This window comes from Acidovorax sp. GW821-FHT10E04 (genome assembly GCF_059415185.1).
Genome location: NZ_JBWKMT010000001.1, coordinates 272,321 through 298,211 on the forward strand (window position 1 = coordinate 272,321; position 25,891 = coordinate 298,211).

Annotated in this window: 26 protein-coding genes; 16 read left to right on the forward strand and 10 right to left on the reverse strand. The window is 68.8% G+C overall.

The window, feature by feature from the left end; translation table 11 throughout:
* Positions 1-102: 102 nt before the first annotated feature.
* On the reverse strand, positions 103-2,016 hold the full coding sequence (mnmC, locus tag AC07OC_RS01210; RefSeq protein ID WP_494600451.1) for a bifunctional tRNA (5-methylaminomethyl-2-thiouridine)(34)-methyltransferase MnmC2/FAD-dependent 5-carboxymethylaminomethyl-2-thiouridine(34) oxidoreductase MnmC1: 1,914 nt from the start codon (positions 2,014-2,016) through the stop codon (positions 103-105).
* A 270-nt stretch (positions 2,017-2,286) separates the two neighbouring features.
* A complete protein-coding gene (locus tag AC07OC_RS01215; RefSeq protein ID WP_218294608.1) occupies positions 2,287-2,562 on the reverse strand; it encodes an oxidative damage protection protein in 276 nt (91 codons plus the stop codon).
* Positions 2,563-2,728: 166 nt separating this feature from the next.
* Between AC07OC_RS01215 and AC07OC_RS01220 the strand changes: the two genes are divergently transcribed.
* The 16 genes from AC07OC_RS01220 to AC07OC_RS01295 all read left to right on the forward strand — a co-directional run bounded on the left by AC07OC_RS01220 (position 2,729) and on the right by AC07OC_RS01295 (position 16,302).
* Positions 2,729-3,754 carry a sulfate ABC transporter substrate-binding protein gene (locus AC07OC_RS01220; protein WP_255591450.1) on the forward strand — a complete coding sequence of 342 codons (1,026 nt, stop codon included), beginning with the start codon at positions 2,729-2,731 and terminating at the stop codon, positions 3,752-3,754.
* A 113-nt stretch (positions 3,755-3,867) separates the two neighbouring features.
* A complete protein-coding gene (ssuE, locus tag AC07OC_RS01225; RefSeq protein ID WP_218340996.1) occupies positions 3,868-4,458 on the forward strand; it encodes an NADPH-dependent FMN reductase in 591 nt (196 codons plus the stop codon).
* Between the two features lie 257 nt (positions 4,459-4,715).
* Positions 4,716-5,672: a sulfonate ABC transporter substrate-binding protein gene (locus AC07OC_RS01230; protein ID WP_218341170.1), complete on the forward strand. Its 957-nt coding sequence runs from the start codon at positions 4,716-4,718 to the stop codon at positions 5,670-5,672.
* 43 nt (positions 5,673-5,715) lie between these two features.
* Complete coding sequence (locus AC07OC_RS01235; RefSeq protein WP_218340997.1) at positions 5,716-6,672, forward strand: sulfonate ABC transporter substrate-binding protein; 957 nt, start codon at positions 5,716-5,718, stop codon at positions 6,670-6,672.
* 171 nt (positions 6,673-6,843) lie between these two features.
* On the forward strand, positions 6,844-7,065 hold the full coding sequence (locus AC07OC_RS01240; protein ID WP_218340998.1) for a hypothetical protein: 222 nt from the start codon (positions 6,844-6,846) through the stop codon (positions 7,063-7,065).
* A 26-nt stretch (positions 7,066-7,091) separates the two neighbouring features.
* Positions 7,092-8,255, forward strand: a complete 1,164-nt coding sequence (ssuD, locus tag AC07OC_RS01245) for an FMNH2-dependent alkanesulfonate monooxygenase (RefSeq protein WP_218340999.1) — start codon at positions 7,092-7,094, stop codon at positions 8,253-8,255.
* Positions 8,256-8,277: 22 nt separating this feature from the next.
* A complete protein-coding gene (locus AC07OC_RS01250) occupies positions 8,278-8,652 on the forward strand; it encodes a VOC family protein (RefSeq protein WP_218294613.1) in 375 nt (124 codons plus the stop codon).
* A complete protein-coding gene (gene ssuC, locus AC07OC_RS01255; protein WP_218341000.1) occupies positions 8,649-9,521 on the forward strand; it encodes an aliphatic sulfonate ABC transporter permease SsuC in 873 nt (290 codons plus the stop codon). Before AC07OC_RS01250 ends, ssuC begins: the two co-directional genes overlap by 4 nt.
* 183 nt (positions 9,522-9,704) lie before the next feature.
* Positions 9,705-10,676, forward strand: a complete 972-nt coding sequence (locus AC07OC_RS01260; RefSeq protein ID WP_494600324.1) for an aliphatic sulfonate ABC transporter substrate-binding protein — start codon at positions 9,705-9,707, stop codon at positions 10,674-10,676.
* A gap of 4 nt (positions 10,677-10,680) precedes the next feature.
* Positions 10,681-11,493 (forward strand): ATP-binding cassette domain-containing protein, encoded by an 813-nt coding sequence (locus AC07OC_RS01265; RefSeq protein ID WP_218341002.1) that lies wholly within the window; start codon positions 10,681-10,683, stop codon positions 11,491-11,493.
* Positions 11,494-11,584: 91 nt separating this feature from the next.
* Complete coding sequence (locus AC07OC_RS01270; RefSeq protein WP_007857120.1) at positions 11,585-11,800, forward strand: TOBE domain-containing protein; 216 nt, start codon at positions 11,585-11,587, stop codon at positions 11,798-11,800.
* 195 nt (positions 11,801-11,995) lie between these two features.
* Complete coding sequence (locus AC07OC_RS01275) at positions 11,996-12,652, forward strand: TetR/AcrR family transcriptional regulator (protein WP_370627841.1); 657 nt, start codon at positions 11,996-11,998, stop codon at positions 12,650-12,652.
* Between the two features lie 106 nt (positions 12,653-12,758).
* Complete coding sequence (locus tag AC07OC_RS01280; protein ID WP_494600325.1) at positions 12,759-13,760, forward strand: NADP-dependent oxidoreductase; 1,002 nt, start codon at positions 12,759-12,761, stop codon at positions 13,758-13,760.
* 88 nt (positions 13,761-13,848) lie between these two features.
* A complete protein-coding gene (locus AC07OC_RS01285; RefSeq protein WP_494600326.1) occupies positions 13,849-14,556 on the forward strand; it encodes an SDR family oxidoreductase in 708 nt (235 codons plus the stop codon).
* Positions 14,557-14,905: 349 nt separating this feature from the next.
* Positions 14,906-15,121 (forward strand): TOBE domain-containing protein, encoded by a 216-nt coding sequence (locus AC07OC_RS01290; RefSeq protein WP_056168199.1) that lies wholly within the window; start codon positions 14,906-14,908, stop codon positions 15,119-15,121.
* A gap of 215 nt (positions 15,122-15,336) precedes the next feature.
* The gene (locus tag AC07OC_RS01295) at positions 15,337-16,302 is read left to right on the forward strand and encodes a CysB family HTH-type transcriptional regulator (protein WP_218294620.1); all 966 of its coding nucleotides are present in this window, start codon (positions 15,337-15,339) and stop codon (positions 16,300-16,302) included.
* 37 nt (positions 16,303-16,339) lie between these two features.
* Here the strand turns inward: AC07OC_RS01295 and AC07OC_RS01300 are convergent, their stop codons facing one another.
* From AC07OC_RS01300 to AC07OC_RS01335, 8 genes are all read right to left on the reverse strand, one after another.
* Positions 16,340-16,876 (reverse strand): hypothetical protein, encoded by a 537-nt coding sequence (locus AC07OC_RS01300; protein WP_218294621.1) that lies wholly within the window; start codon positions 16,874-16,876, stop codon positions 16,340-16,342.
* 71 nt (positions 16,877-16,947) lie between these two features.
* Entirely contained in the window at positions 16,948-19,305 is a 2,358-nt protein-coding gene (locus AC07OC_RS01305; protein ID WP_218341007.1) for an ATP-dependent DNA helicase, read from the reverse strand.
* Positions 19,302-20,123 carry a hypothetical protein gene (locus tag AC07OC_RS01310; RefSeq protein WP_218341008.1) on the reverse strand — a complete coding sequence of 274 codons (822 nt, stop codon included), beginning with the start codon at positions 20,121-20,123 and terminating at the stop codon, positions 19,302-19,304. Before AC07OC_RS01310 ends, AC07OC_RS01305 begins: the two co-directional genes overlap by 4 nt.
* Before the next feature lie 96 nt (positions 20,124-20,219).
* Complete coding sequence (gene dgoD / locus AC07OC_RS01315; RefSeq protein ID WP_218341009.1) at positions 20,220-21,368, reverse strand: galactonate dehydratase; 1,149 nt, start codon at positions 21,366-21,368, stop codon at positions 20,220-20,222.
* Positions 21,365-22,054 (reverse strand): 2-dehydro-3-deoxy-6-phosphogalactonate aldolase, encoded by a 690-nt coding sequence (locus tag AC07OC_RS01320; RefSeq protein WP_494600327.1) that lies wholly within the window; start codon positions 22,052-22,054, stop codon positions 21,365-21,367. The genes dgoD and AC07OC_RS01320 overlap by 4 nt, the downstream gene beginning before the upstream one ends.
* Entirely contained in the window at positions 22,051-23,097 is a 1,047-nt protein-coding gene (locus AC07OC_RS01325) for a 2-dehydro-3-deoxygalactonokinase (RefSeq protein WP_494600328.1), read from the reverse strand. Before AC07OC_RS01325 ends, AC07OC_RS01320 begins: the two co-directional genes overlap by 4 nt.
* Positions 23,098-23,104: 7 nt before the next feature.
* Positions 23,105-24,043, reverse strand: a complete 939-nt coding sequence (locus AC07OC_RS01330) for a dihydrodipicolinate synthase family protein (protein ID WP_056421293.1) — start codon at positions 24,041-24,043, stop codon at positions 23,105-23,107.
* Positions 24,044-24,152: 109 nt separating this feature from the next.
* The gene (locus AC07OC_RS01335) at positions 24,153-25,886 is read right to left on the reverse strand and encodes an IlvD/Edd family dehydratase (RefSeq protein ID WP_218341012.1); all 1,734 of its coding nucleotides are present in this window, start codon (positions 25,884-25,886) and stop codon (positions 24,153-24,155) included.
* Between the last annotated feature and the right edge of the window lie 5 nt (positions 25,887-25,891).

Genomic DNA, 25,891 nt, shown 5'->3' on the forward strand with positions numbered 1-25,891 from the left:
TTCGTCCTTCCAATATGCCTATTTGCTTATAAGCAAGGATTGGCGCGGGTTTCCACGGGGTAAGCCGCCGTGATTCCCGGTCACGAAGCTGTTACAGGCCCGCTACAAACGTTCGCTGCCCAGCGCTTTGGCGAGTTTCGTGTCGATGGGCAGGGGTTCTCCCTGCAGGCGGGCGGCCAGCAGTTCGCCGCACAGAAGCGCCAGGGTCAGCCCGCGCGCGCCCATCGCTGTGCAGGCCCAGAGCCCGGGCAGCGCCTCGGCGTCGACGGGACCCACGATCGGCAGCCGGTCGGGCGCGGTGCAGCGCACGGCGGCCCAGGCGTGCAGGGGGCCGGGCGCAGCCTTTGCCGCCTGCGGTGCGGCGGCAAAGGCCGCGCGCAGCACCGGGGCCGTTTGGGGCAGCAGCGCCTGGAGCTTGGCCCAGTTGGCCGCGTGGGCCGCCTGGACGTCGGCCCCGGACGGAGGCAGGGTATCCACATCGCGCTCGAAGGTGGAGCCCATCACCCACGCAGCCGGGCCGCACGGGCCGTCACCCAGCGGAAAGCGGGGCACCAGGTTGCCGTTGCCGTTCACGGGAAAAGGCACCCCGGGCCCGGGGCCTGCCTGGTGCTCGCCCCAGGACACCTGCCCGCGCACGGGCTGCAGGGGCCATCGGTGTTCCAGCAGCATCGCACTGCCCGCGCCCGCGGCAATGACGACGGTGGGCGCCTGGGCGAGCACCTGGCCCCGGGCGTCCAGCGCCTGCCAGACGGGCGCCGCGGCGGCGGCCCCCACACGCCGCAGGCGGGCCACCTCGCAGTGTCCCTGCCAGTGGATGCCGGGTTGCGCGAGCAGGGCGGCCGCCATGCGCGCGGGGCGTATCCAGCCCCCCTGGCTGTGCCAGCACGCGGTGGTTTCGCGGCCCAGGCCCGCGGCGGCCAGCGTTGCCGGCGGGGCCGGCTCGCTCCAGTCCACGCCGGGCCCCTGGCCCCAGCTGGCGGCCAGCCCGGGGGTGCCGTCGGTGCGGTGTTCCAGCACGCCGCAGGCCAACCAGTCGGTGCCTTCGCGCAGCAGCCATCGGGCTTGCTGCAGGGTGGTGCGCACGCCGCTGCGCGACAGGCGCGACAGCACGCTGTCGTCCGGCGACACATGGGGCGCGAACACCCCCGCCGGCAGGCCCGAGGCCCCGGCGGCGGGTTCGGCGGCGCTGTCCAGCACCCGCACCCGCCAGCCCCGGCGCGCCAGGCTGGCCGCGCTGGCCGCGCCGGCGATGCCCCCGCCGATCACGATGCAATCGCCGGGCAGCGCGGGTTCGGGCTGTGCGCGGGGGGCGGTGCGCGGCTCCCAGTGGGGGGCGTACTGGGCGTGCAGGTTGTCGCGCTTGGGCGGCACGCCCGGGACACGGGCCACCGCGAAGCCGCACTGGGTGAGCGCGTCGCGCACCGCGCGCGCGATGGTCCAGGTGGACAGGCGGGTGCCGCGCCGGCAGCAGCGTGCCACGGCCTTCAGGGTGTGCAGGTCCCAGATCCCGGGGTTGCGCTGCGGGCTGAAACCGTCGAGGTAGATGGAATCCACCGTCAGCTGCTGCTGGCGCAGCACGGTCTGTGTATCGCCCACACACAGTGTGAGCAGCACCCGGCCTCCGTCGAACCGCAGCCGGTGCACCCCGGGCAGCAGGCCCCACCATTGGCGATGAAGCTCCTGCGCCAAGGGGGCCAGCTCGGGGTGGGCCGTGGTGGCGCGCAGCAGGTCGGCCGCGCTCACGGGCCAGGCCTCGGTCGACACGAAGTGCAGCAGGGTGGGGCGTGCGGGGTCAGCCCGCCAGGCGGCCCAGGTCACCAGGAAGTTCAGCCCGAAGCCGAACCCCGTTTCCAGAATGCGCCATTGCGGCTGCCCCGCCCAGGCGCCAGGCAGGCCGCAGCCCTGCAGGAAAACGCGGCGGGCCTGGTCCAGGCCGCCATTTTCACTGTGGTAGCGGTCACCAAAACGGGGGCTGTAGGGGGTGCCGTCCGGCAGCCAGTCAACAGGCTCGGAGATGACGCACCCCCTGAGTCGCTTCGAGCCGTCCCCCTCTCTCACGCTTCGCGTGGGAGGGGTCCGCAGCCAGCGGCCTGGCAAATCCAGTTCCGCGGCTACCTCGTCCGGGCAGCGCCAGTTTCATGGGCTGCGGGTGGTCGGCAATGCTACGGAAAACTGACATGGAGGCTCATGCGCTCGGTGGGACGTAGCCCGCTGCGGCATCCGCACCACCGCCGAAAAAGTGGTTTTGGCGAAACCACTTTTTGCAGCGCTGCATTTCGCTGCGCTTCATTGCGCGCTGGGCGGGACATATCCCGCCGCGGCGTCTGCGCCACCGCCAAAGAAATGGTTTTCCATCTGGCGAGCCAGGTACTGGCGGGCACGCGCGTCGGCCAGATTGAGGCGGTTTTCATTGACCAGCATGGTCTGGTGCTTGAGCCAGCCTGCCCAGGCTTCCTTGCTCACGTTTTCCCAGATGCGTTTGCCCAGCTCGCCGGGGTAGGGCGGAAAGTCGAGGCCCTCTGCTTCCTTGCCGAGCTTGATGCATTGAACGGTGCGTGCCATGGGGTTCCTTGTTGATGGGTGGAGTCTGCCGCAGCGCAAAGGGCTGCTCAGATGATTTGGATATAAAGAACTGAAATCTCAGTAGTTCCAGTTTTGAAGAGGGTCTTCCAGAATGCGTTTCATCGGTGAGTTGCACCGTTTTGCATTCGAAAAAAAGAGGCTCCCTATGAACTTTCGCCGCGACTTTATCAAGTTTCCCTTCGCCGCCGCCCTGGCGGGGAGTTTGGCCCTGGCGGCATTGCCGTCGTTTGCACAGTCTGTGACGCTGCTCAATGTGTCGTACGACCCGACGCGCGAGCTGTACGTGGACTTCAACCAGGCGTTCGCCAAGCACTGGAAAGCCAAGACCGGCCAGGACGTGACCGTCAAGCAAAGCCACGGCGGCTCGGGCAAGCAGGCGCGCTCCATCATCGACGGGCTGGAGGCCGACGTGGCCACCCTGGCGCTGGCCGGCGACACCGACGCGTTGCACGCCAACGGCGGCTGGATCCCCAAGGACTGGCAAAAGCGCCTGCCCCACAACAGCTCGCCCTACACCTCCACCATCGTGCTGGTGGTCCGTCAGGGCAACCCCAAGGGCATCAAGGACTGGGATGACCTCGTCAAGCCCGGCATCAGCGTGATCACGCCCAACCCCAAGACCTCGGGCGGCGCCCGCTGGAACTATCTGGCCGCCTGGGAGTTCGCCAAGCGCAAGAACGGGGGCAGCGATGCCAAGGCGAAAGACTTCGTGGCCAAGCTGTACGGCAACGTGCCCGTGCTGGACACCGGCGCGCGCGGCTCCACCATCACCTTCGCCCAGCGTAACCAGGGCGACGTGCTGATCGCCTGGGAGAACGAGGCCTACCTGCTGGAAAAGGAATTCGGCACCAAGTTCGACGTGATCGCGCCCTCGATCTCCATCCTGGCCGAGCCCGCCGTGACGGTGGTGGACAAGAACGTGGACAAGAAGGGCACGCGCGCCGTGGCCGAGGCCTACCTGCAGTACCTCTACACCGAAGAAGGCCAGGACATCGCCGGCAAGCACTTCTACCGCCCCGCCGTGTCCGACAAGGCCAAGGCCAAGTACGCCAAGCAGTTCCCCAAGCTGAACCTGTTCACCATCAACGACGCGTTCGGTGGCTGGGACAAGGCGGCCAAGGACCACTTTGCCGACAACGCCAGCTTCGACCAGATCTACACCAAAAAATAGGCTCACCCCGAAGCGGCCTTCGGCCGCCTCCCCTCAAGGGGCGCCACCCGTGGCCCGGCGAAGCCGGATCCACGGTGGCGCTGGCCAAGTCACGCCCTCTGGAAACACATTTCATGTCCGCTCTTCTCATCGCCGGCAGCCCCTCCGAGCGTTCCCGCTCCGCCGCCCTGCTGGACGCTGTCGCCCAGCGCCTGTCGGTGCGCGGCGCGCTGGTGGACCGCATCCATATCCGTGACCTGTCGCCCCAGGCCTTGCTGCTGGCCGACTTCGGCCATCCCACCGTGGTGGGCGCCGTGGACCAGGTGGCCCAGGCCAGCGTGCTGGTGGTGGCCACGCCGGTTTACAAGGCGGCCTACAGCGGCGTGCTCAAGGTGTTCCTGGACCTGCTGCCGCAGACGGCGCTCAAGGGCAAGATCGTGCTGCCCCTGGCCACCGGCGGCAGCCCGCACCACATGCTGGCGCTGGACTACGCGCTGCGCCCCGTGCTGCAGTCGCTGGGTGCCAAGAGCATCCTGCCGGGCATCTATGCCACCGATGCGCAGGTCACGCTGACGCCCGAGGGCGCCTACCACCTGAACGACGACATCGCCACGCGGCTGGACGATGCGGTCAACGTGCTCGTGACCGAGACGCTGCGCCCGTTCCCTGCCCAGGCCACGCGGTTCGCGCCGGTGCATTTCTCGCAGGTGCGATGTAGCGTCTGACGGGCCCCGCCCGCCCGCACATCCGCAGCGGTGGGGTGCCGCGGCCCGGCCGGGCTCCCCCATTTTTCGTTTCCCTCTTTCGATGGCCCCGCTGCCCGCAGCGGTGGGCAGGGCGGAGCACTGCCCGGTTCAGACGCCCCCTTTTTTTCATGATTCAAAGGACATTCACCATGAGCACACTGACACGCGACGGCGCAGCCAGCTCAGACCGCGCCCACGATGCCCCGCCCGCCGGCGGGCTGGCCGCCCTGCGCAACATGTTCATCGGCTTCGTGGTCTTCACCGCGTTCGTGCTGATCGCCGCCTTCCTGCTGGCGCAGCCGGTGCATGCCCAGACCAGGGGCGAGCTGCGCATCGGCTATCAGAAGTCGGCCAGCCTGTTCGTGCTGCAAAAAGCGGCGGGCACGCTGGAGAAGAAGCTCGCTCCCCTGGGCTTCGGCGTGAAGTGGGTCGAGTTTCCGGCTGGCCCCCAGCTGCTGGAAGGCCTGAACGTGGGCGCCGTGGACGTGGGCTACGTGGGCGAGGCACCGCCCATCTTCGGCCAGGCCGCCGGTGCCAAGTTCGTCTATTTCGGGCACGACCCCGCCGCGCCGCGCGCCGAGGCCATCCTGGTGGCCAAGGACTCGCCCATCAAGTCGGTGGCCGACCTCAAGGGCAAGAAGGTCGCGCTCAACAAGGGCAGCAACGTGCACTACCTGCTGGTCAGGCAGCTCGAGAAGAACGGCCTCAAGCTCTCCGACATCCAGCCCGTGTACCTGGCCCCGGCCGACGGCCGCGCCGCGTTCGAGAGCAAGAACGTGGATGCCTGGGTGATCTGGGACCCGTTCCAGGCCGCCGCAGAGAAAGCCACTGGCGCCCGCGTGCTGGCCGACGGCACGGGCGGCGTGGTCAACAACTACCAGTACTACCTGGGTGCCCGCGACTTCGTCACCAGGAACCCCAAGGTGGTCGCGGCACTGTTCGAGGACTCGGTGGCCCAAGGCATCTGGCTCAAGAAGAACCTGCGCCAGGCCGCAGAGCTGATCGCGCCGCTGCAAGGCCTGCCGGTGGACGTGGTCGAGCTGGCGCTGCAGCGCTACGAATTCAACGTCAAGCCCATCACGCCCGATGTCGCGGCCGACCAGCAAAAGATCGCCGACACGTTCTTCGAACTGAAGCTGATCCCCAAGGCCATCAAGGTGAGCGACGCAGTGGTGCTCGGCGCCCAGCCCTGATGCCCCGGCCCATTGCATACGCATCCACCTTCAGAAGAACACCATGACGACTTCGATCTCCCTGTCCCGCCGCCGCCTCGTCCAGGGTGCGGCCAGCGCAGTCGCGCTGCCGGCCTTCGGTGCGTTGGCGCAAACCCCCGCCCGTGAGTTCCGCATCGGCCACCAGAAGGGCTTCCTGAGCCTGCTCAAGGGCCGCGGCACGCTGGAAAAGCGCCTGACCCCGCTGGGTGTCTCCATCAAATGGACCGAGTTCACGGCCGGCCCCGTGCAGCTGGAGGCACTGAACGTCGGCTCCATCGACTTCGGCGACGTGGGTGAAGCGCCGCCCATCTTTGCTCAGGCCGCAGGTGCCCCGCTGGCCTACGTGGCCGCCACCGTGCCCCGCCCCAAGGCCGAGAGCGTGCTGCTGCCCAAGGGCTCGCCCATCAAGACCGTGGCCGATCTCAAGGGCAAGAAAGTTGCACTCAACAAGGGCAGCAACGTGCACTACTTCCTGGTCAAGCTGCTGGAAAAGCACGGCCTGAAGTACAGCGATGTGAACGTGGCCTTTCTGCCGCCCGCCGATGCGCGTGCCGCTTTTGAAAAAGGCTCTGTGGACGCCTGGGTGATCTGGGACCCGTTTGCCGCTGCCGCCGAAAAGACGCTGGACGCCCGCCTGCTGGCCGACGCCACCGGCGTGGTGGGCAACCGCGCCTACTACTTCTCGTCGCTGCAGTACGCCGACAAGAACACCGACGTGCTGCGCATCGCCATCGAAGAGATCAACAAGATCGACATCTGGGCCAAGGTCAACCGCGACCTGCTGGCGGCCGAACTGGCCCCGCTGTTCGGCATCCCCAAGCCCGTGCTCGATCTGTCCACGTCGCGTGCCGAGTACGGCACGGGCCCGGTCACGCCCGAGATCCTGGCCGAACAGCAAAGGATCGCCGACACCTTCTTCGACTTGAAGCTGATTCCCGGGCGGATCCAGGTGCGCGACGTGGCGCGCTCGCCGTGGTAGGGGCCGGGGTGCACCCCCTGAGCCGCTTCGCGTCTTCCCCCTCTCCTGCGGGAGGGGGACGCACCCGGTGGCCTGGCAGAGCCAGTTCCACGGGTGCACTGGCCTGGGCCGCGCCAGTTTTGAACGCCATGCGTCACACAGTCCGCCGCATTGAAACCAAGGAGCCCTGACATGCCCACCGCTTCCGCAAACCCTGTCCATGACGCAGCACGCCGCGTGCTGCGCACCACGGCCAACGCCTGGCGCCTGAAGGCGCCGGCGCGCAGGCTGGTCCGCACGCGCAACCGTGTGCAGGCCGGTGTGCGTGCCGATGTGGCGGCGGGGGGCATGCGGGCCTGTCCATTGCGTTTCGGCTTTTCGCTGGCGGGCTACGGCCTGGCCTTCTCCTATTGATGACCCCCACACGGCAAAGCGACACCATGAAAATCTACTGGTTCATCCCCACCCACGGCGACAGCCGCTACCTTGGCACGGCCAAGGGCGCACGCCAGCTCAGCCTCGAGTACCTGCAGCAGGTGGCAGTGGCCGCCGACAGCCTGGGCTACGAAGGCGTGCTCATTCCCACCGGCCGCTCGTGCGAAGACCCGTGGGTGATCGCATCGAGCCTGCTGGCGGTCACGAAGAAGCTCAAGTTCCTGGTCGCGGTGCGCCCCGGCCTGCACCAGCCCGCGCTGGCCGCCCGCATGGCCGCCACCTTCGACCGCCTGTCGGGCGGGCGCTTGCTCATCAACCTGGTGACCGGTGGCGACCGCGCGGAGCTGGAGGGCGATGGCGTGTTCCTGGACCACGCCACGCGCTACGAGCAGTCGGCCGAGTTCATCCGCATCTGGCGCGAGATCCTCACGCGCAGCCACCGGGGCGAGACCTTCGACTACGAGGGCAAGCACCTGTCCGTCAAGGGCGCCAAGCTGCTGTTCCCGCCGCTGCAGGAGCCGCACCCTCCGGTGTACTTCGGCGGCTCGTCCGACGCAGCGCACGACCTGGCGGCCGAGCAGGTCGAGACCTACCTCACCTGGGGCGAGCCCCCGGCCGAGGTCGCCAGGAAGGTGGCCGACGTGCGCGCCCGTGCCGCCAAACACGGCCGCACCGTGAAGTTCGGCATCCGCCTGCACGTCATCGTGCGCGAGACCGATGCGCAGGCCTGGGCCGCAGCCGAAGAGCTCATCAGCCATGTGGACGACGAAACCGTGGCGCGCGCGCAGTCGGTCTTTGCGCGCATGGACTCCGAAGGCCAGCGCCGCATGGCCGCGCTGCATGCTGGCGGTGTGAAGCGCAGCCGCGCAGACCTGGAGATCAGCCCCAACCTGTGGGCCGGCGTGGGCCTGGTGCGCGGCGGCGCGGGCACCGCCCTGGTGGGCGACCCCGAGACGGTGGCCGCCCGCATCACCGAATACGCGAACCTGGGGCTCGACCACTTCGTGCTGTCGGGCTATCCGCACCTGGAAGAAGCCTACCGCTTCGCTGAACTGGTGTTCCCGCTGCTGCCGCTGGGCGTGCGCGAGAAGCTCGCTGGCGGCAACCCGCTCGGCCCCTTTGGCGAAACCGTGGCCAACGACTTCGTGCCACGTGCGTCGCAAAGCTGAAACCCCTGACAGGAGCCATGCCATGAGCATCCAGTCCATCAACCATGTGCAGCTGGCCTTTCCGGCCGGTGCCGAGGCGCCCATCCGGCGCTTCTATGCCAGCCTGCTGGGGCTGCCCGAAGTGCGCCTGCAGGCGGGCAACACGCTGCGCTTTGCCGCGGGCACGCAGCGCATCGACCTGGTGCCCACCGAGCACTGGCAGCCCGCGCCCGCGGTATCGCACCTGGCCTTCGAGGTGCAGGACCTGCCCGCATTGCGCCACCGCCTGCTGCAGGCCGAACTGGCGCTGGTGGAAAACCGCGCACTGCCCGGCTACCTGCGCTTTTACGTCAAGGACCCGGCGGGCAACCAGCTGGAGTTCTTGGAGCCTGACCACGAACCGGAAATCAACCCATGACACAGACACAGACTGTCCGAGAGCTGCAGGTATCGCCCGTGGCCGACTCCGTCGATCTGCCGATCGAGAGTCCCTTGCTGCCCGCGCCGCTGGCCCGCTTCCTTGCCAGCGTTGCGCAGCGCCTGCTGCCCTGGGCCGTGCCCGTGGGGCTGATCGTGCTGTGGCAGATCGCGTCGTCGCAGGGATGGCTCTCCACCCGGGTGCTGCCCGCGCCCCTGGAGGTGATCAAGGCCGCCTGGACGTTGACCGTGTCGGGCGAGCTGTGGACCCATGTCAAGGTGAGCGCGGGCCGCGCGCTCGCGGGCCTGGCGATCGGCGGTGGCCTGGGCCTGCTGCTGGGCCTGCTCACGGGCTCGGTGCGCGTGTTCGAGACCTTGCTCGACTCCACCATCCAGATGGTGCGCAACATCCCCGCGCTGGCGCTGATTCCGCTGGTCATCCTGTGGTTCGGCATCGATGAGTCGGCCAAGCTGTTCCTCATCAGCGTGTCGGTGTTCTTCCCGATCTACCTCAACACCTTCCACGGCATCCGCAACGTGGACCCCGGTTTGATCGAGATGGGGCGCACCTACGGCCTCGGCCGCTGGCAGCTGTACAAGCAGATCATCCTGCCCGGTGCGCTCTCCAGCATCCTGGTGGGCCTGCGCTTCTCGCTGGGCCTGATGTGGGTGATCCTGATCGTGGCCGAGACCATCTCCGCGCAGGCGGGCATCGGCTACCTCACGATGAATGCGCGGGAGTTTCTGCAGACCGACATCGTGCTCGTGGGCATCCTGCTGTACGCGCTGCTGGGCAAGCTGGCCGATCTGTTCGCCAAGGGCCTGGAGCGCTACTGGCTGCGCTGGCATCCTGGGTATGCAACCCCCTGAGCCGATGCGCAGCTTCCTCCTTCTCTCTACGCGCTGCGCGCTAGGGGAAGGGGGGCGACACCGGCGCGGCGGGGCGGCCCTTGCGCGGCGTCTCTCGCACCGGGCGCGCCAGTTGCAGGGGATGCGGCGATGCATCGGCCCCTGAGTTGCCAAGTTCCTCCTCATTTCAAGTTATCGACCACCATGACCACCCCTTTCCACATTCATCGGCGCACCATGCTGGGTGCCATCGCCGCGCTGTCGAGCGGCCTGGCCGCCGCGCAGGGCAAGCCTGAGACCCTGCAAACATTGCGCATAGGACTTCAAAAATCCTCCACCCTCACCACCATCCTGCGCACGCGCGGCACGCTGGAGCAGTTGCTCGCGCCGCTCAACGTCAAGGTGACGTGGCACGAGTTCACCAGTGGCCTGCCGCTGCTCGAAGCGCTGAACCTGGGCAACATCGATGTGAGCGCCGACGTGGCCGACACCGTGCCGGTGTTTGCCCAGGCAGCGGGCGCCAACCTCACTTTCGTGGCGCAGGAGTCGCCTTCGCCATCCGCCCAGGCCATCGTGGTGCGCGCCGACTCGCCCATCAAGACGGTTGCCGACCTCAAGGGCAAGAAGATCGGTTTTGCCAAGGCCGCTGGCGTGCACTTCTTGTTGATCGCCGCGCTGGAAAAGTCGGGCCTGGCGTTCAAGGACATCGAGCCCGCGTACCTGACCCCCGCCGACGGCCGCGCCGCCTTCGAGCGCGGCGCCATCGACGCCTGGGTGGTGTGGGACCCGTTCCTCGCTGCCGTGCAAAAGCAGTCCACTGTGCGCGTGCTGGCCGACGGGCGCGACCTGGCCTCCTACCAGCGCTACTACCTGGCCGGCACCCCGTTTGCCCAGGCGCGGCCCGACGTGCTGCGCGTGTTCTTCACCGAGCTGCAAAAGGCTGGCGTCTGGGTCAAGCAAAGCCCCAAGGACGCGGCCGCGCTGCTGGCGCCCGTGTGGGGGCTGGATGCGGGCGTGATCGAGCTGGCCAACAGCCGCCGCAGCTACGAGGTGCGCGCCGTGGTGCCCGCGGCGCTGACTGAACAACAACGCATCGCCGATGCCTTCTTTGCCGAAAAGCTGCTGCCCAGGCGCGTGAATGCGCTCGACGTGCCGCTGTTCAAGACCGGAGCCTGACACCATGACCCAGACGACCCACACCCCCGCCGCACAAGGCGTGCGCCTGGAAGTGCGCGGCGTGGACAAGCGCTACGGCGCGCGCGACGTGCTCAAGAAGACCGAACTCGTGATCGAGCCTGGCCAGTTCGTGGCCATCGTGGGCCGCAGCGGCTGCGGCAAGAGCACGCTGCTGCGCCTGGTGGCCGGGCTCGAATCCGTCTCGGGCGGCGCGATCCGCCTGGATGGCAAGGACGTGGCCGGGCTGAGCGACGACACCCGCATCATGTTCCAGGACTCGCGCCTGCTGCCCTGGAAGCGCGTGGCCGACAACGTGGCCCTGGGCCTGCCGCCCGCGCGGCGCGGCGCCGCCGCCGATGTGCTGGCCCGCGTGGGCCTGGGGGACCGCCTGACCGAGTGGCCCGCGCGCCTGTCCGGCGGCCAGCGCCAGCGCGTGGCCCTGGCCCGCGCCCTGGTGCACAACCCGCGCCTGCTGCTGCTCGACGAGCCCCTGGGCGCGCTGGATGCGCTGACCCGCATCGAGATGCACCGCCTCATCGAAGGCCTGTGGCGCAGCAGCGGCTTCACCGCACTGCTGGTGACCCACGATGTGCAGGAGGCCGTGGCCCTGGCCGACCGCGTGATCCTGATCGAGGACGGGCAGATTGCGCTGGACCAGCGCATCGACCTGCCGCGTCCCCGGTCGCACGGCGACGCTGCCTTTGCCGCCATTGAAAAACGCATCCTGGACCGCGTGCTGCAAAAGCCCGACGGCGAGCCGGCGCACGAAGCGCCGTGGCCCGGCGTGCCTGCGCATGGTCTGCGCTGGGCGGTGTAGCCGTTTCTGGCGCCTGCTGCCTTTCATTGCTTTCTTTTTTTGTCTTCTGTCATTCCTTTCTTCGCCCTACGGTGCCATCAAGGAGAACCCCATGTCCATCCAAGCCATCAACGTCCGTAACCAGTTCAAGGGCAAAGTCCGCGAGATCGTGCGCGGCGATGTCGTCTCCGAAGTCGATGTCGAAACGCCCTGGGGCATCGTCACGTCGGTCATCACCACGCGCTCGGTGGACGAGCTGGCGTTGGTCGTGGGCTCCGACGTGGTGGCGCTGGTCAAGTCGACCGAGGTGTCCATCGCCAAGCTGTGAGTGGATGTGAGAGAAATAGGCCCCTACCGCTTGCTGGTAGGGCGCAATGCGCTATAAAAAATGTAGTGTTTGCAGACGGGCCCTTTCGCAGGGCCTGAGTCTCTGGTTTCAAGGGGGCCGGGGGCTTGGGTGGATGGGGCCTCGCAGAAGCAGCGGCGCAGACGGCCGGGATTGCAACACAGAGTGATATCTCGTATGATGTGCATCATGTTAAAGTCCACCCCCCATTCCAGAGCCGCCGCCAAGGAGGCCACGCACGAGCGCATCGTGTCGGTGGCCTCGCGTGCGATCCGGCGCCAGGGGTACCACGGCACGGGCGTGGCGGACATCATGAAAGAGGCGGGCCTGACGCACGGCGCCTTCTACGCGCACTTCGACTCCCGCGAGGCCATGCTGGCCGAGGCGGCCGCCAAGGCGTGCACGGAATCCGCAGCGCTGGCGGCCGGTGCCGCGGCCGGCGAGCCGTCGCCCCGCGCGCTGGCCGCCATGCTCTCGGCCTATCTGTCGCGCCAGCATGTCGAGAGCGTCGAGATGGGCTGCCCGCTGGTCGCCCTGGGCTCGGAGACATCGCGCCAGGCGCCCGAGGTGCGCCGCGTGGCCACCCGGCACATCAAGGAAATGGTCGACCTCATCGCGCGCCAGTCGCCGCAATGGGGGCAGCCCGGTACGCACGAGCAGGCGCTGGTCACCATGGCCACCATGGTGGGCGCCCTGGTGCTGGCCCGCGCGGTGGACGAGCCCGCGCTGTCGGACAGCCTGCGCGAGGCCGCGCTCAAGTACCTGACGCAGCTGACGAATTCGACGCACGCTGCAGACTCTGCGCCTGCCACGCCGCCCGGCGCGCCCGGCTGACTCCCCCAGCAGCGCGCTTTTTTTTGCCTTTACATATGATGATCATCATGCGAATTTGCTTGCGAGCTGCACGGTTCTGCGCTTTGCCCCTCACCCAGGATGCCCCATGAAAGCCTTTGTTCTCGACCGCTATGCCAAAAAGGCCGCGCTGCGGCTTGCCGATATGCCCGCCCCGGATCTGCGCGACGACGAGGTGCTGGTCTCCGTGCATGCGGCGGGAATCAATCAGCTGGACTCGAAGATCCGCGACGGTGAGTTCAAGCTCATCCTGCCCTACAAGATGCCCCTCGTCCTCGGGCATGACGTGGCGGGCGTGGTGGTCAGCGTGGGGCCGCGTGTGCGGCAGTTCAAGCCCGGCGACGAGGTCTACGCCCGGGCCGACGATTTCCGCATCGGCGCCTTTGCAGAACTCATCGCCGTCAAGGAGTCCTCGCTGGCGCTCAAGCCCCGGGGTCTGACGATGGAAGAGGCGGCGTCGATCCCGCTGGTGGGCCTCACGGCCTGGCAGGCGCTGGTGGAAAAGGCGCAGCTGAAAAAAGGCCAGAAGGTCTTCATCCAGGCGGGGTCCGGCGGGGTGGGCACCTTTGCCATCCAGCTGGCCAGGCACCTGGGCGCCACCGTCGCCACCACGGCCAGCGCGGGCAATGCGGCGCTGGTCCAAAGCCTGGGCGCCGACGTCGTCATCGACTACAAGACGCAGGACTTCGAAGAGGTGCTGCGCGGCTACGACGTCGTGCTGCACAGCCAGGACGGCAAGGCGCTGGCCAAGTCGCTGCGCGTGCTCAAGCCCGGCGGCCAGGTCGTCTCGATCTCCGGCCCGCCCGACCCGGCATTCGGCCAGACCCTTCGCGCGCCCGGCTTGGTGCGGCTGGTGATGCGTCTGCTGAGCGCGGGCACCCGGCGGCGCGCCAAGGCGCTGGGCGTGGGCTACTCGTTCCTCTTCATGCGGGCTCACGGCGCGCAGTTGCGGGAGATCACGCGCCTTGTCGAATCGGGCGCCATCCGCCCGGTGGTCGACAAGGTCTTTCCGTTCAGCGCCACCAACGACGCCCTGGCCTACGTGGAAGCGGGCCGTGCCAAGGGCAAGGTCGTCATCCAGGTGGTATGAGCCAGCAGGCCGCTGCACATCCTTTTTCTCACGTCGCCGGTCCCCACCCAACCTCCCATCCGTTCCACCTGTCCCTCTGGAGATTTCCATGAAGATCGAAAACGCTGTCGTCCTCATCACCGGTGCCAACCGCGGCATCGGCCTGGCATTCGCGCGCGAGCTGCTCGCCCGCGGCGCGCGCAAGGTCTACGCCGGTGCGCGCGACCCCGCCACCGTCACGCCCCAGCCCGGCGTGCAGGCCCTGCGCCTGGATGTCAACAACCCGGCCGATGTAGCGGCCGCTGTGGCAGCGGCGCCCGACGTGACACTGGTGATCAACAACGCCGGCATCGCCCAGCCCGGGGGCTTTCTGGCCGCCGACAGCGAAGAGGTCGCGCGCCGCCTCTTCGACACCAACTTCTTCTCCGTGCTGCGCGTCAGCAAGGCGTTCGCACCCATCCTCGCGGCCAACGGCGGCGGCGCGCTGCTCAACGTGCTGTCGGTGGCATCGTGGGTCAACGGCGGCGAGCTGGCGGCATATTCGGCCAGCAAGTCCGCCGCCTGGTCGCTGACCAACGCGCTGCGCCACGAACTGGCGGCGCAAAAGACGCAGGTGCTGGGGCTGCACATGGCCTATGTCGATACCGACCTGACGCGCGGCTTCGACGTTCCCAAGTCGAGCCCCGAGCAGATCGTGCAGCGCGCGCTGGACGGTCTGGCGGCGGGTGCGGACGAGGTGCTGGCCGATGAACTCACGCAGCACGTCAAGCTGTCGATGACGGCCACGCGGCCGAGCTACCTGCCGCAGCCCGCCTGAGACACCAGCGATTTCCCCGGCTGAACCGGCCGCTCCCATTCGCCCCGCCAGATCGAAAGGTCTGGCGGGGCGGCTGCTTTTGCAGCGGCCATCGGGTGGGGCGGCCCGAACAACGGTGCACTCCCACGGCCCGCGCATATGCCGTGGCGGCAGCAACTCATGCCCCACACATCTAAGCCAAAGCTTATGACTAATGACCATTTATTCGTATAAGAAACTTGATTTACATTGCTTCTGGTTGTTTAGTTTTGTGGGTGCGTAGCGGGGGACCCCGCGCGGCAGATCGTTGTCGAAGCCCGCCACCGCCAAGTGCCTGCCCATTCTTTTTCCATCTTCCAGGAGCCTTTCCATGTCCATCCAAGCCATCAACGTCCGCAACCAGTTCAAGGGCAAGGTGCGCGAAATCATTCGCGGCGACGTCGTCTCCGAAGTCGATGTCGAAACCCCCTGGGGCATCGTCACGTCGGTCATCACCACCCGCTCGGTGGACGACCTGGCCCTGGTCGTGGGCTCCGACGTGGTGGCGCTGGTCAAGTCCACTGAAGTGTCCATCGCCAAGCTGTGATCCGGATTTGATGAAAATGGGCCGCCAGCGCCTTCTGGTAAAGCGCTGGCAGCTATTGAAAACATAGCGAACGCCTGTCTGCGCAGGGAGGCCGGCGAGGCGCGTGCACCGGTTCGGTTCAGGCCGGGCGACGAGGTCTGCGCGCGGCGGGCCGATTTCCGCGCGGGTGGCCATGCCGAGCGGGCCGCCCCGCCCATCCATCTCTACAGGGACCCATGAATTTTCAGCAACTGCGCTCCGTGCGCGAAGCCGTGCGCCGGGGCTTCAACCTCACCGAGGTGGCCAACATGCTGCATACCTCGCAACCCGGCGTGAGCCGGCAGATCCGCGAACTGGAAGAAGAACTGGGCGTGGAGATTTTCGTGCGCGCGGGCAAGCGCCTCACGGGCCTGACCCCGCCGGGCGCAGTCCTGCTGCCCACGGTGGAGCGTCTGCTGCTCGAAGCCGACAACCTCAAGCGCGCGGGGCAGGATTTCAGCGACAGCGCGCAGGGCCGCCTGTCGGTGGCGGCCACGCACTCGCAGGCGCGCTACGCGCTGCCGCAGGTGGTGCGCGACTTCCGTGCGCTGTTTCCGCAGGTGTCGCTGCACCTGCACCAGGGCTCGCCGCGCCAGGTGGCCGAGATGCTGCTCAGTGGCGAGGCCGATATCGGCGTCGCCACCGAAGCGCTCGCGGGCTATGACGCGCTGGTCACGCTGCCGTGCTACCGCTGGACGCACAGCATCGTCGTGCCGCCCGGCCACCCGCTGCTGGAGCTGCAGGCGCCGGTCACGCTGGAGCAGCTTGCGCAGCACCCCATCATCACCTACGAGCTGGGCTACACGGGCCGCGCGCACATCGACGAAGCGTTTGCCCGCGAAGGCATCGCGCCCGACATCGTGCTGACGGCCATGGACGCCGACGTGATCAAGACCTATGTGGAGCTGGGCATGGGCGTGGGCATCGTGGCATCGATCGCGGTGGACGCCGAGCGCGACCGCCACCTGCGGCTCATCGACGCGGGCCATCTGTTCGAGGTCAACCTCACGCGGCTGGGCCTGCGCAGGGGCGCCTGGCTGCGCGGCTACGCCTACCACTTCATCGAGAGCTTTGTGCCCACGCTCACGCGCGAGGCGGTGGAGAAGGCCGTGCAGCAAGGCGCGCAAGGGGCGGGCGAGCTTTCGGAGCCGGTGGACCGCTGACGCGGGGCCCGCGGCACCGGCCCACGGGGCGCGGCCCTCAGCGCGGCAGGCAGCCCGCCATGCCCTGGCCGGGCGCGGACACATCGGCCAGCGTGAGGGCCACCGTGGCGTCGTCCTGCCCCGGCGTCTTGGTCAGGCGCGAGCCATTGTTCCACCGCCACTGCCGGCCGTCGAAGCTGTAGATGAGCGTGTGCGTGCGGTTGGACACCAGGTGGGCGGGCGTGAGGGTGATGGCCTGGGCGTCGGCCTCCGACGCGGCGGCGGCCCGGGCCTCGTTGTCCTTGACCACGATCTTGCCCACATAGGGGGTGATGGCGGATTCGGTGCGTGTGAGCTCATGCTGCACCTGGGCGGGGCTGTGGCCGAGCTTGATCCATGGGCCGGCGCCCAGGCGCTGCACGGCGGGCGTGCGCCCGGCCAGGAACCCGGTGCACGATGCGACGATGGCGTCAAACCCCGCCTGGGCCGCGCTGGCCGGGGCTGCCGGGGTGGCACCCGAGCCCGAAGGCCTGTCGCAGCCCGCCAGGGCGATGGTGAGGAGCAGAACCAGGGGGACGCGCAAGGGGAGGGACATGGGATGTGTGGCGGGCGGGATGCACTGGGGCCATTGTGAGCCGCGCGGAGGCCGCCGGGGCTTGACCGGGATCAAGTCTTTGCATTGCCCGCGTGGGCGGCGTCCAACCCGGCGCGGCGGGGCGCCCCGCACACCCACCAGCCTGGCAGCAGCGCTTGCACGGCGTCCCGGCCATAGCGGTCGTCCATCAGGTGCACCACGCCCTCGTCGGTGGGGGTGCGGATCACGCGCCCGGCCGCCTGCACCACCTTCTGCAGGCCGGGGTAAAGATAGGTGTAGTCGTAGCCCGCCCCGAACAGGGTTTGCATGCGCTGGCGGATCTGCTCGTTGACGGGGTTGACCTGGGGCAGGCCCAGCGTGGCCAGGAAGGCGCCGATGAGGCGCTGGCCCGGCAGGTCGATGCCCTCGGCGAAGGCGCCGCCCAGCACCGCGAAGGCGATGCCCTGGCTGGTGTCGGTGAAGCGATCGAGGAACTGCCGCTGCTCCGCTTCCAGCATGCGGCGCGACTGGCACCAGTGGGGTACCTCGGGGTGGCATTGCGCAAACAGCGCCGCCGCCTGCTGCAGGTAGTCGTAGCTGCTGAAGAACGCGAGGTAGTTGCCCGGCCGCGCGTGGAACTGCCGCGCCATCAGCGCCACGATGGGAGGCAGCGACGCGCCCCGGTCCGCGTAGCGGGTGGAGATGTGCCGTGCCACCCGCACCTGCAGTTGCGCGGCCTGGAACGGGGACTCGACATCGATCCAGCAATGCCCGGCGGGCAGCCCCAGCAAATCGGCGTAGTAGCGCGCGGGCTGCAGCGTGGCCGAGAAGAGCGTGCTGGTGTGTGCTGCTTCCAGCCGGGGCCGCAGGAAGGGCGCGGGCACCACGTTGCGGATGCAGACCAGCGATTCGCCCGGCGTGGGTGCCTTGCCGCCCGGGGCCGCAGCGGGCCGCGTGATGTCCACCAGCGAATGCGCATCCAGCAGCTCGGCCATGCGCACCACGTGCAGGGCATCGAAGTAGAAGGCCTGCAGCGCCGGATCGGGCTGCGCCGGCTGGTCGGCGAAGTGTTCGGTGAGCGTGCTGCCGCACTGCTGCAGCGCGGCCAGCAGCTTGTCGGGGAAAGCCTCCAGCACGGCATAGCCGCCGGTTTGCGCCTTGTCCAGCGCCACCCAGCAGCGGCGCACCTTGTCCAGTGCCTTCTTCACGGGGGCATGGCGCGCGGCGGTGGCGCTGCGGCGGGCCTCGGCCAGCGCGGCGGGGCGCAGCTCGGCGGTGTACATCTTGCGGCCTCGCTCGACGAGGTTGTGCGCCTCGTCCACCAGCAGCGCCGCGCGCCAGCCATTGGCCTGGGCCAGGCCGTGCAGCAGCCCGCCCATGTCGAAGTAGTAGTTGTAGTCGCCCACCACCACGTCGGCCCAGCGCGCCAGCTCCTGGCTCAGGTAGTAGGGGCAGACCTGGTGCTGCAGGGCTGCCTCGCGCACGCGCGCCTGGTGCAGTGCCACCCGCTGACCCGCGCCGCCGTCCGATGGCTGCAGCGCGGCGGCGCGTGCGGCGGGCAGGCGGTCGTAGAAGCCCTGGGCCAGCGGGCAGGATTCGCCGTGGCAGGCCTTGTCGGGGTGCTCGCAGGCCTTGTCGCGCGCCACCAGTTCCAGCACGCGCAGCGGCAGGGCGGGGGCGCTGCCACACAGGCGCGAGAGGGTGTCCAGGGCCGTCTGCCGCCCCGAGGTCTTGGCGGCGAGGAAGAACACCTTGTCCAGCCGCTGCGCGGGCACCGCCTTGAGCAGCGGGAACAGGGTGCCCATGGTCTTGCCGATGCCCGTGGGCGCCTGGGCCAGCAGGCAGCGGCCAGCGGAGGCGGCCTTGTAGACGGCTTCCGCCAGGGGGCGCTGGCCGGTGCGAAAGCCGCCGAACGGGAAGGCCAGTGCCGTGAGCGCCGCGTCGCGCGCGGCGCGGTGCGCCACCTGCGCCTCGGCCCAGGCGATGAAGCGCTCGCACTGCGCCTCGAAATGCCGCTGCAGCTCGAAGGCGGCATGGTGTTCGGTGAACACCGTCTCCTGCTGGCTGCCGATGTCGAAGTAGACCAGCGCCAGGTCGATGTGGGCCAGCCCCTCCTGCGCGCACAGCAGCCAGCCGTAGATGCGCGCCTGGGCCCAGTGCAGCGCGCGGTGCGAGGCGGGCTGGCGGTCGAGCCGGCCCTTGAAGGTCTTGACCTCGTCGAGCCGGCCATGCTCGGGGTCGAAGCCATCGGCCCGGCCGCGCACGCGCAGGCCCTTGTAGCTGCCAGCCAGCGCCACCTCGGCGCGGTAGCCCGCGCCCCGGCGCGCGGCGGCCACCGCATGGCCGGCCATGCCTTCCAGCGCCGTGGGGGCGGGCGTGAAGCGCAGGTCCAGGTCGCCCTGCTTGGCGGTGAACTCGCACAGCTCGCGCACCGCCACGGTGTAGGTCATGGCATGTCCGCGGGAGGCAGTTCGCCAGCACCGGGCTCGCCCAGGTGGGCCTGCGCCGTCTCGTCCTCGCCGCGCAGCGGCGTGGCCTTGCACAGGGCCATCCACACCGCGAAGGGCAGGGTGCAGCTCGCATGGCGCGCGGGGCGCAAGAGCTCGAAGCGGCCATCGTCCAGCCCGCCATGCAGCACCCAGATGCCGAAGTGCTCGGGAATCTCGCCGGCCTCGGCGATGCCGGCCGGGAACACGTAGTAGCACTCCTCGCACAGCCACTGGTAGGCCTGGCGCTTGGCATCGTGGCGCAGGTCCGACAGCAGATCGGATCGGCTGTACTTGATCTCGTGCACCATGGGCTGCAGGTACGCCGGCACGCTGGTATTGCGCACCGAGAACAGGTCCGGCCGCGCCATGCGCCAGACGTTGGCTGCGGTGCGGCTGGCGGGCGTGTCTTCGCTCCACAGCGGGCTGCTGGTGGCCGGGATGGGGGCAGGGGCTTCGGGCACAGCCCCGTCGATCACGGCGCGCAGCGACAGCTCACGCCAGACGATGCGGCCCGAGGCCAGCAGGTGCCCGGCAAACTTCTGGCCCAGGCGGTCGTGCGCGCTCAACGCCCGCGCGCCACGCTGGCGCGCCTGTGCCAGGGTGCGGATACCTTCCTCGGTCAGGCGCAGCGTCTCGCAGCCTTCGGGCGAGGTGTGCAGCACCACCAGCTGCGCGGCCAGCAGGTCTATTTCCAGCGCATCCTTGCACGGCCAGCCCGCCGAACGCCAGATCTGCATCAGGCGCGCGCGGTGAAAGCGGGTGAGGGTGAGCGGTGTCATAGCACAAGGATAAAACACTGATTGTAATTACAGTGTTCTGCCCGGGCGCCACCTGCTTTCCGGACGCTCGGTACACCCCGGCCGGCATGCGGCCCGTCACCATTCGGCGAAGCTGCCGTCGCGGTGGCGCCACACGGGGTTGCGCCAGCGGTGGCCTTCGGAAGCGCGTTCGCGCACATACGCCTCGTTGACCTCGATGCCCAGGCCCGGGCCCTGGGGAATGGCCACCATGCCGTCCTCGTACGCGAACACCTCGCCGTTGGACACGTAGTCGAGCAGGTCGTTGCTCGCGTTGTAGTGGATGCCCAGGCTCTGCTCCTGGATGAAGGCGTTGTAGCAGACGCCGTCGAGCTGCAGGTTGGCCGCCAGCGCGATCGGCCCCAGGGGGCAGTGCAGGGCCAGGGCCACGTCGTAGGCCTCGGCCATGGTGGCGATCTTGCGCGTCTCGGTGATGCCACCCGAGTGCGAGGGGTCGGGCTGGATGATGTCCACATAGCCCTCGGACAGCACGCGCTTGAAGTCCCAGCGCGAGTACAGCCGCTCGCCCAGCGCGATGGGGGTGGACGAGAGGTGCGCCAGCTCCTTCAGGGCCTCGTAGTGCTCGCTGAGCACGGGCTCCTCGATGAACATCAGCCTGTAGGGTTCGAGCTCCTTGAACAGCACCTTGGCCATGGGCTTGTGCACGCGGCCATGGAAGTCCACGCCGATGCCCACGTTGGGCCCCACCGCCTCGCGCACGGCGGCCACGTTCTGCAGGCATTTCTCGACCTTGTCGAAGCTGTCCACGTATTGCATTTCCTCGGTGCCGTTCATCTTCACCGCGGTGAAGCCGCGCTCCACGGCGGCCTTGGCCGCCGCGGCGGTCTCGCTGGGCCGGTCGCCGCCGATCCAGCTGTAGACCTTGATGCGCTCGCGCACGCAGCCGCCCAGCAGCTCGGACACGGGCACGCCCAGGGCCTTGCCCTTGATGTCCCACAGCGCCTGGTCGATGCCCGCCAGCGCACTCATGTGGATGCCGCCGCCGCGGTAGAAACCGCCGCGGTAGAGCACCGTCCAGTGGTCCTCGATGTGGCGCGGGTCCTTGCCGATCAGGTAGTCGCCCAGTTCCTCGACGGCGGCGGCCACGGTGTGGGCCCGGCCTTCGAGCACGGGCTCGCCCCAGCCGACGATGCCTTCGTCGGTCTCGATTTTCAGGAAGCACCAGCGTGGTGGCACCAGGAATGTGGTCAGTCGGGTGATCTTCATGGGGCAGGATGCAAAGCGGAAATGGAAGAGGCGGTGGAGGACGCGCCGCCGTAGGCGCCGCGCCAGGCCTGCATGAAGGCCGCGGCCTGGCGAGCCGCGTCCGGCGCGGTGTCCCCCGGACGGTAGAGGGCCGAGCCCAGGCCGAAGCCGCTGGCCCCGGCGGCCGCGTAGGTGGCAATGGCCTCGGGCACGATGCCGCCCACGGGCACCAGCGCCATGGGCGGGGTGATCACGGCGCGCCAGGCCTTGAGCACATGCGGGGGCAGGGCTTCGGCCGGAAAGAGCTTGAGCATGTTGGCGCCCGCCGCCAGCGCGGCATAGGCCTCGGTCAGCGTGGCCACGCCGGGCGCGCAGGCCATGCCGGCCGCGCGTGCGGTGCGGATCACTTGGGGGTCACTGTGGGGCATGACGATGATCTGCCCGCCTGCCGCCGCCACATCGGCACAGGCCTCGGGCGTGAGCACCGTGCCTGCGCCCACCAGGCAGTCGGCGGGCAGCGCGTCGCGCAGCGCGCGGATGCTGGCCAGGGGCTCGGGGGAGTTGAGCGGCACCTCGATGATGCGAAACCCCGCGTCGTACAGCGCATGGCCAATGGCCACCACCTCATGGGGCTGCACGCCGCGCAGGATGGCGATCAGGCCGCAGTGCTGCATGGTGTTGAAGAGGTTCTTGTCGATGGGGTTCATGCGGCTTGGCTCCTGGGGGATGGTGTTTGCTGTGCGCCAGGGGTAACCAGCCCGGCTGCCAGCGCGATCTGCCACAAGCCAGTGACCGTGGCTTGGGCGGCAATAGTGGGCGGCGCGAAGCCGCAGGCCTGCAGGGCGATGGCGTAGCGGCGGCACAGGTCGGCCTCGCCGCACAGCACCAGCGGGAGGGGGGCGGGGCCGGTGGGCGGGTGCAGGCGCGCCAGGCTGGCGATCTCGTGGCCGATGAGGATGCCCGAGAGGTAGTCCGCCTGTGCCGTGGCGGGCAGTGCGCCGGTCAGGCCCAGCGTGCGCGTGCTGAAGATGTGCGACAGCAGGCCCGGGGCGGCATCGCTGCCGCGCGCCACCTGCAGGCCTTGCGCGAATGCGGCGTCGTCAGGATCTGCCGGGGCCTGCATCGTCTTGCCCAGGATGGTGTGGCCGCGCAGTGCGGCAAACACTTCGCCCGTCATGAAGGTGTGGAACCGATCGATGCTGCGCCGGGTGCCGTCTCTCTGCGCCACCACCCACTTGCTGTGCGTGCCCGGCAGGCCCACGAGCAGCGGGCCTTGGCTCGCCAGGGCGGCATCGGCCAGCACGCCCAGCACCTGCGTCTCTTCGCCGCGCATCACATTGGGCAGGCCGGAGCGCTGCAGCAGCCCGGGCACGATGTGCAAGGGTGCGGCGTTGCCACGCTGCACCACGGCCAGCCCGCGCGCCAGGTCGTCCAGCGAGGTGGGGGTGTCGATGTAGCGGGCTTCGCGCCAGCCCTGTGCGCTGCCCACCATGCCGCAGGCCAGCACGGCTGCCGAGGGCAGGGCGGCCAGCCAGTCGCCGCAGGCGTCCTGCAATGCGCGCTCGAAGGCCATGCCGGGCTCCGCGTCGGCCTGCCCGGCGGGGGGCGGGGGCAGGTTCATGATGCCCCAGGGGCGGCCGCGCTGTTCCAGCACCTGCCCGCCGGCACCCAGGCGGAAGGCGCGCAGCGAGCTGGTGCCCCAGTCCAGGGCGATCAGGCGGGTGTCCGGGAGGTTGGCGGTGTGGGCCATGGCGTGCCTATCGGCCCCAGCGCAGCACCAGCGGGTCCAGCCGGCGCGCGATGTCGATGAGGCCCCTGCGTACTTCAGGGTGCATGGCCGGGAAGGGGTGGCGGCCGGCCTCGCAGGCGATCACGCCGCCTTCCTTCATGAGCGCCTTGGCGGTGAGGATGCCGCCCTGGCGGTTCTCGTGGTTGATGAGCGGCAGCCAGCGCTGGTAGAGCGCGAAGGCCTGGTCCATGTCGCCCTGGCGGTGGGCCTCGATGATGGGGCGGATGCCGTCGGGGAAGGCGCCGCCCGTCATTGCGCCGGTGGCACCGGCATCCAGGTCGGCCAGCAGGGTGATGGCCTCTTCGCCGTCCCATGGGCCTTCGATGGCCGCACCGCCCAGGCGGATCAGCTCGCGCAGCTTGCTGGCGGCGCCGGGCACTTCGATCTTGAAGTAGGCCAGGTGCTCGATCTCCTGCGCCATGCGCGCGAGGAACGGGGCCGACAGCACGGTGCCGCTCGCGGGCGCGTCCTGCACCATGATCGGGATGCGGATCGCATCGGACACGCGGGCATAGAACTCGTGGATCTGCGCCTCGGGCACGCGGAAGGTGGCGCCGTGGTAGGGCGGCATGATCATCACCATGGCGGCGCCCATGTCCTGCGCGGCGCGGCTGCGCTCGGCGCACACGCGGGTGCCGTAGTGGGTGGTGGTGACGATGACCGGCACGCGGCCTGCCACATGCTCCAGCGAGACGCGGGTCAGAGTCTCGCGCTCGGCGTCGGACAGCGAGAACTGCTCGGAGAAATTGGCCAGGATGCAGACGCCGTCCACGCCGGCGTCGATCATGAAGTCGAGGCAGCGTTTTTGGCTCTCGATGTCCAGGGTGCCGTCTTCATGGAACGTGGTGGGCACCACAGGGAAGATCCCGCGGTAGCGTGGGCTCTGGAGGGAAGGCGTGGCTGGCATGGCGGAGGATAGGTGAAAATTTGAATGAAATGCGGCTCTAGCGCTTGTCTGGAAAGCGCTAAAAGCTATGAAATATGTAGCACGTCCTGTAGCGGATGGGCCACCGGTATCAGTGAGAGTGGCGAGGGACGGCGGCGCCACGGCAGCCGACGAGGAAGTCGAAGTCGCAGCCGTCGTCGGCCTGCAGCACGTGGTCCACATACAGGCGCTGGTAGCCACCGCGCCCGCCCATGTCGGTGCTGGCCAATGCGGCCAGGCGCGCAGCCAGTTCCTCGTCGCTGATATCGAGGTGCAGGCGGCCTTGCTCGCAGTCCAGCTCGATGAAATCGCCATCGCGCACGGCGGCCAGCGGGCCACCCGCGGCGGCCTCGGGCGCCACGTGCAGCACCACCGTGCCGTAGGCCGTGCCGCTCATGCGTGCGTCGGAGATGCGCACCATGTCCTTCACGCCCTGGCGCAGCAGCTTGGGCGGCAGGCCCATGTTGCCCACCTCGGCCATGCCGGGGTAGCCCTTGGGGCCGCAGTTCTTCATCACCATCACGCAGCTGGCGTCGATGTCCAGGTCTTCGTCGACGATGCGCTCCTTGTAGTGCTCCAGGTTCTCGAACACCACGGCGCGGCCCCGGTGCCTGAGCAGCTCGGGCGATGCGGCCGAGGGCTTGAGCACCGCGCCGCGTGGCGACAGGTTGCCGCGCAGGATGCAGATGCCGCCGTCGGCGATCAGCGGGTTGTCGATCGGGCGGATCACCTCGTCGTTGTACTGCGGCGCCTCGCGCACGTTGTCCCACAGGCTCTTGCCGTTGACGGTGAGGGCGTCGGGGTGCGGCAGCAGGCCGTTCTCGCCCAGGCGGCGCAGCACGGCGGGCAGGCCGCCCGCGTAGTAGAACTCTTCCATCAGGAAGCGGCCCGAAGGCTGCAGGTCCACCAGCGTGGGCGTGCCGCGGCCGATGCGTGTCCAGTCCTCCAGGTCCAGCGGCACGCCGATGCGGCCGGCGATGGCCTTCAGGTGGATCACGGCATTGGTCGAGCCGCCGATGGCGGCATTGGTGCGGATGGCGTTCTCGAAGGCCTCGCGCGTGAGGATCTTGGAGAGCGTGAGCCCCTCGTGCGCCATCTCCACGATGCGCCGGCCCGACATGTGGGCCAGCACGTAGCGGCGCGAATCCACGGCCGGGATGGCCGCGTTGTGCGGCAGCGAGGTGCCCAGCGACTCGGCCATGCAGGCCATGGTGCTGGCCGTGCCCATGGTGTTGCAGGTGCCGGCCGAGCGCGACATGCCGGCTTCGGCCGCGAAGAACTGGTGCTCGTTGATCTCGCCCGCCTTCAGCGACTCATGCAGCCGCCACACGGCCGTGCCCGAACCGATGTCCTTGCCGTCGAGCTTGCCGTTGAGCATGGGCCCGCCCGTGACCACGATGGCGGGCACGTCGCAACTGGCCGCGCCCATCAGCAGAGCCGGAGTGGTCTTGTCGCAGCCGACGAGCAGCACCACCGCGTCGATGGGGTTGCCGCGGATGGCTTCCTCCACGTCCATGCTGGCCAGGTTGCGCGTGAGCATGGCCGTGGGGCGCAGGTTGGATTCGCCGTTGGAGAACACCGGGAACTCGACCGGAAAGCCCCCCGCCTCGTAGATGCCGCGCTTGACGTGCTCGGCGATCTTGCGGAAATGCGCGTTGCAGGGCGTGAGTTCGGACCAGGTGTTGCAGATGCCGATGATGGGGCGGCCGTCGAACTCATGGTCCGGGATGCCCTGGTTCTTCATCCAGCTGCGGTACATGAAGCCGTTCTTGTCGGCGGTGCCGAACCATTCGGCGGAGCGGAGCTTGCGCGGGGAGGAGGTCATGCTGT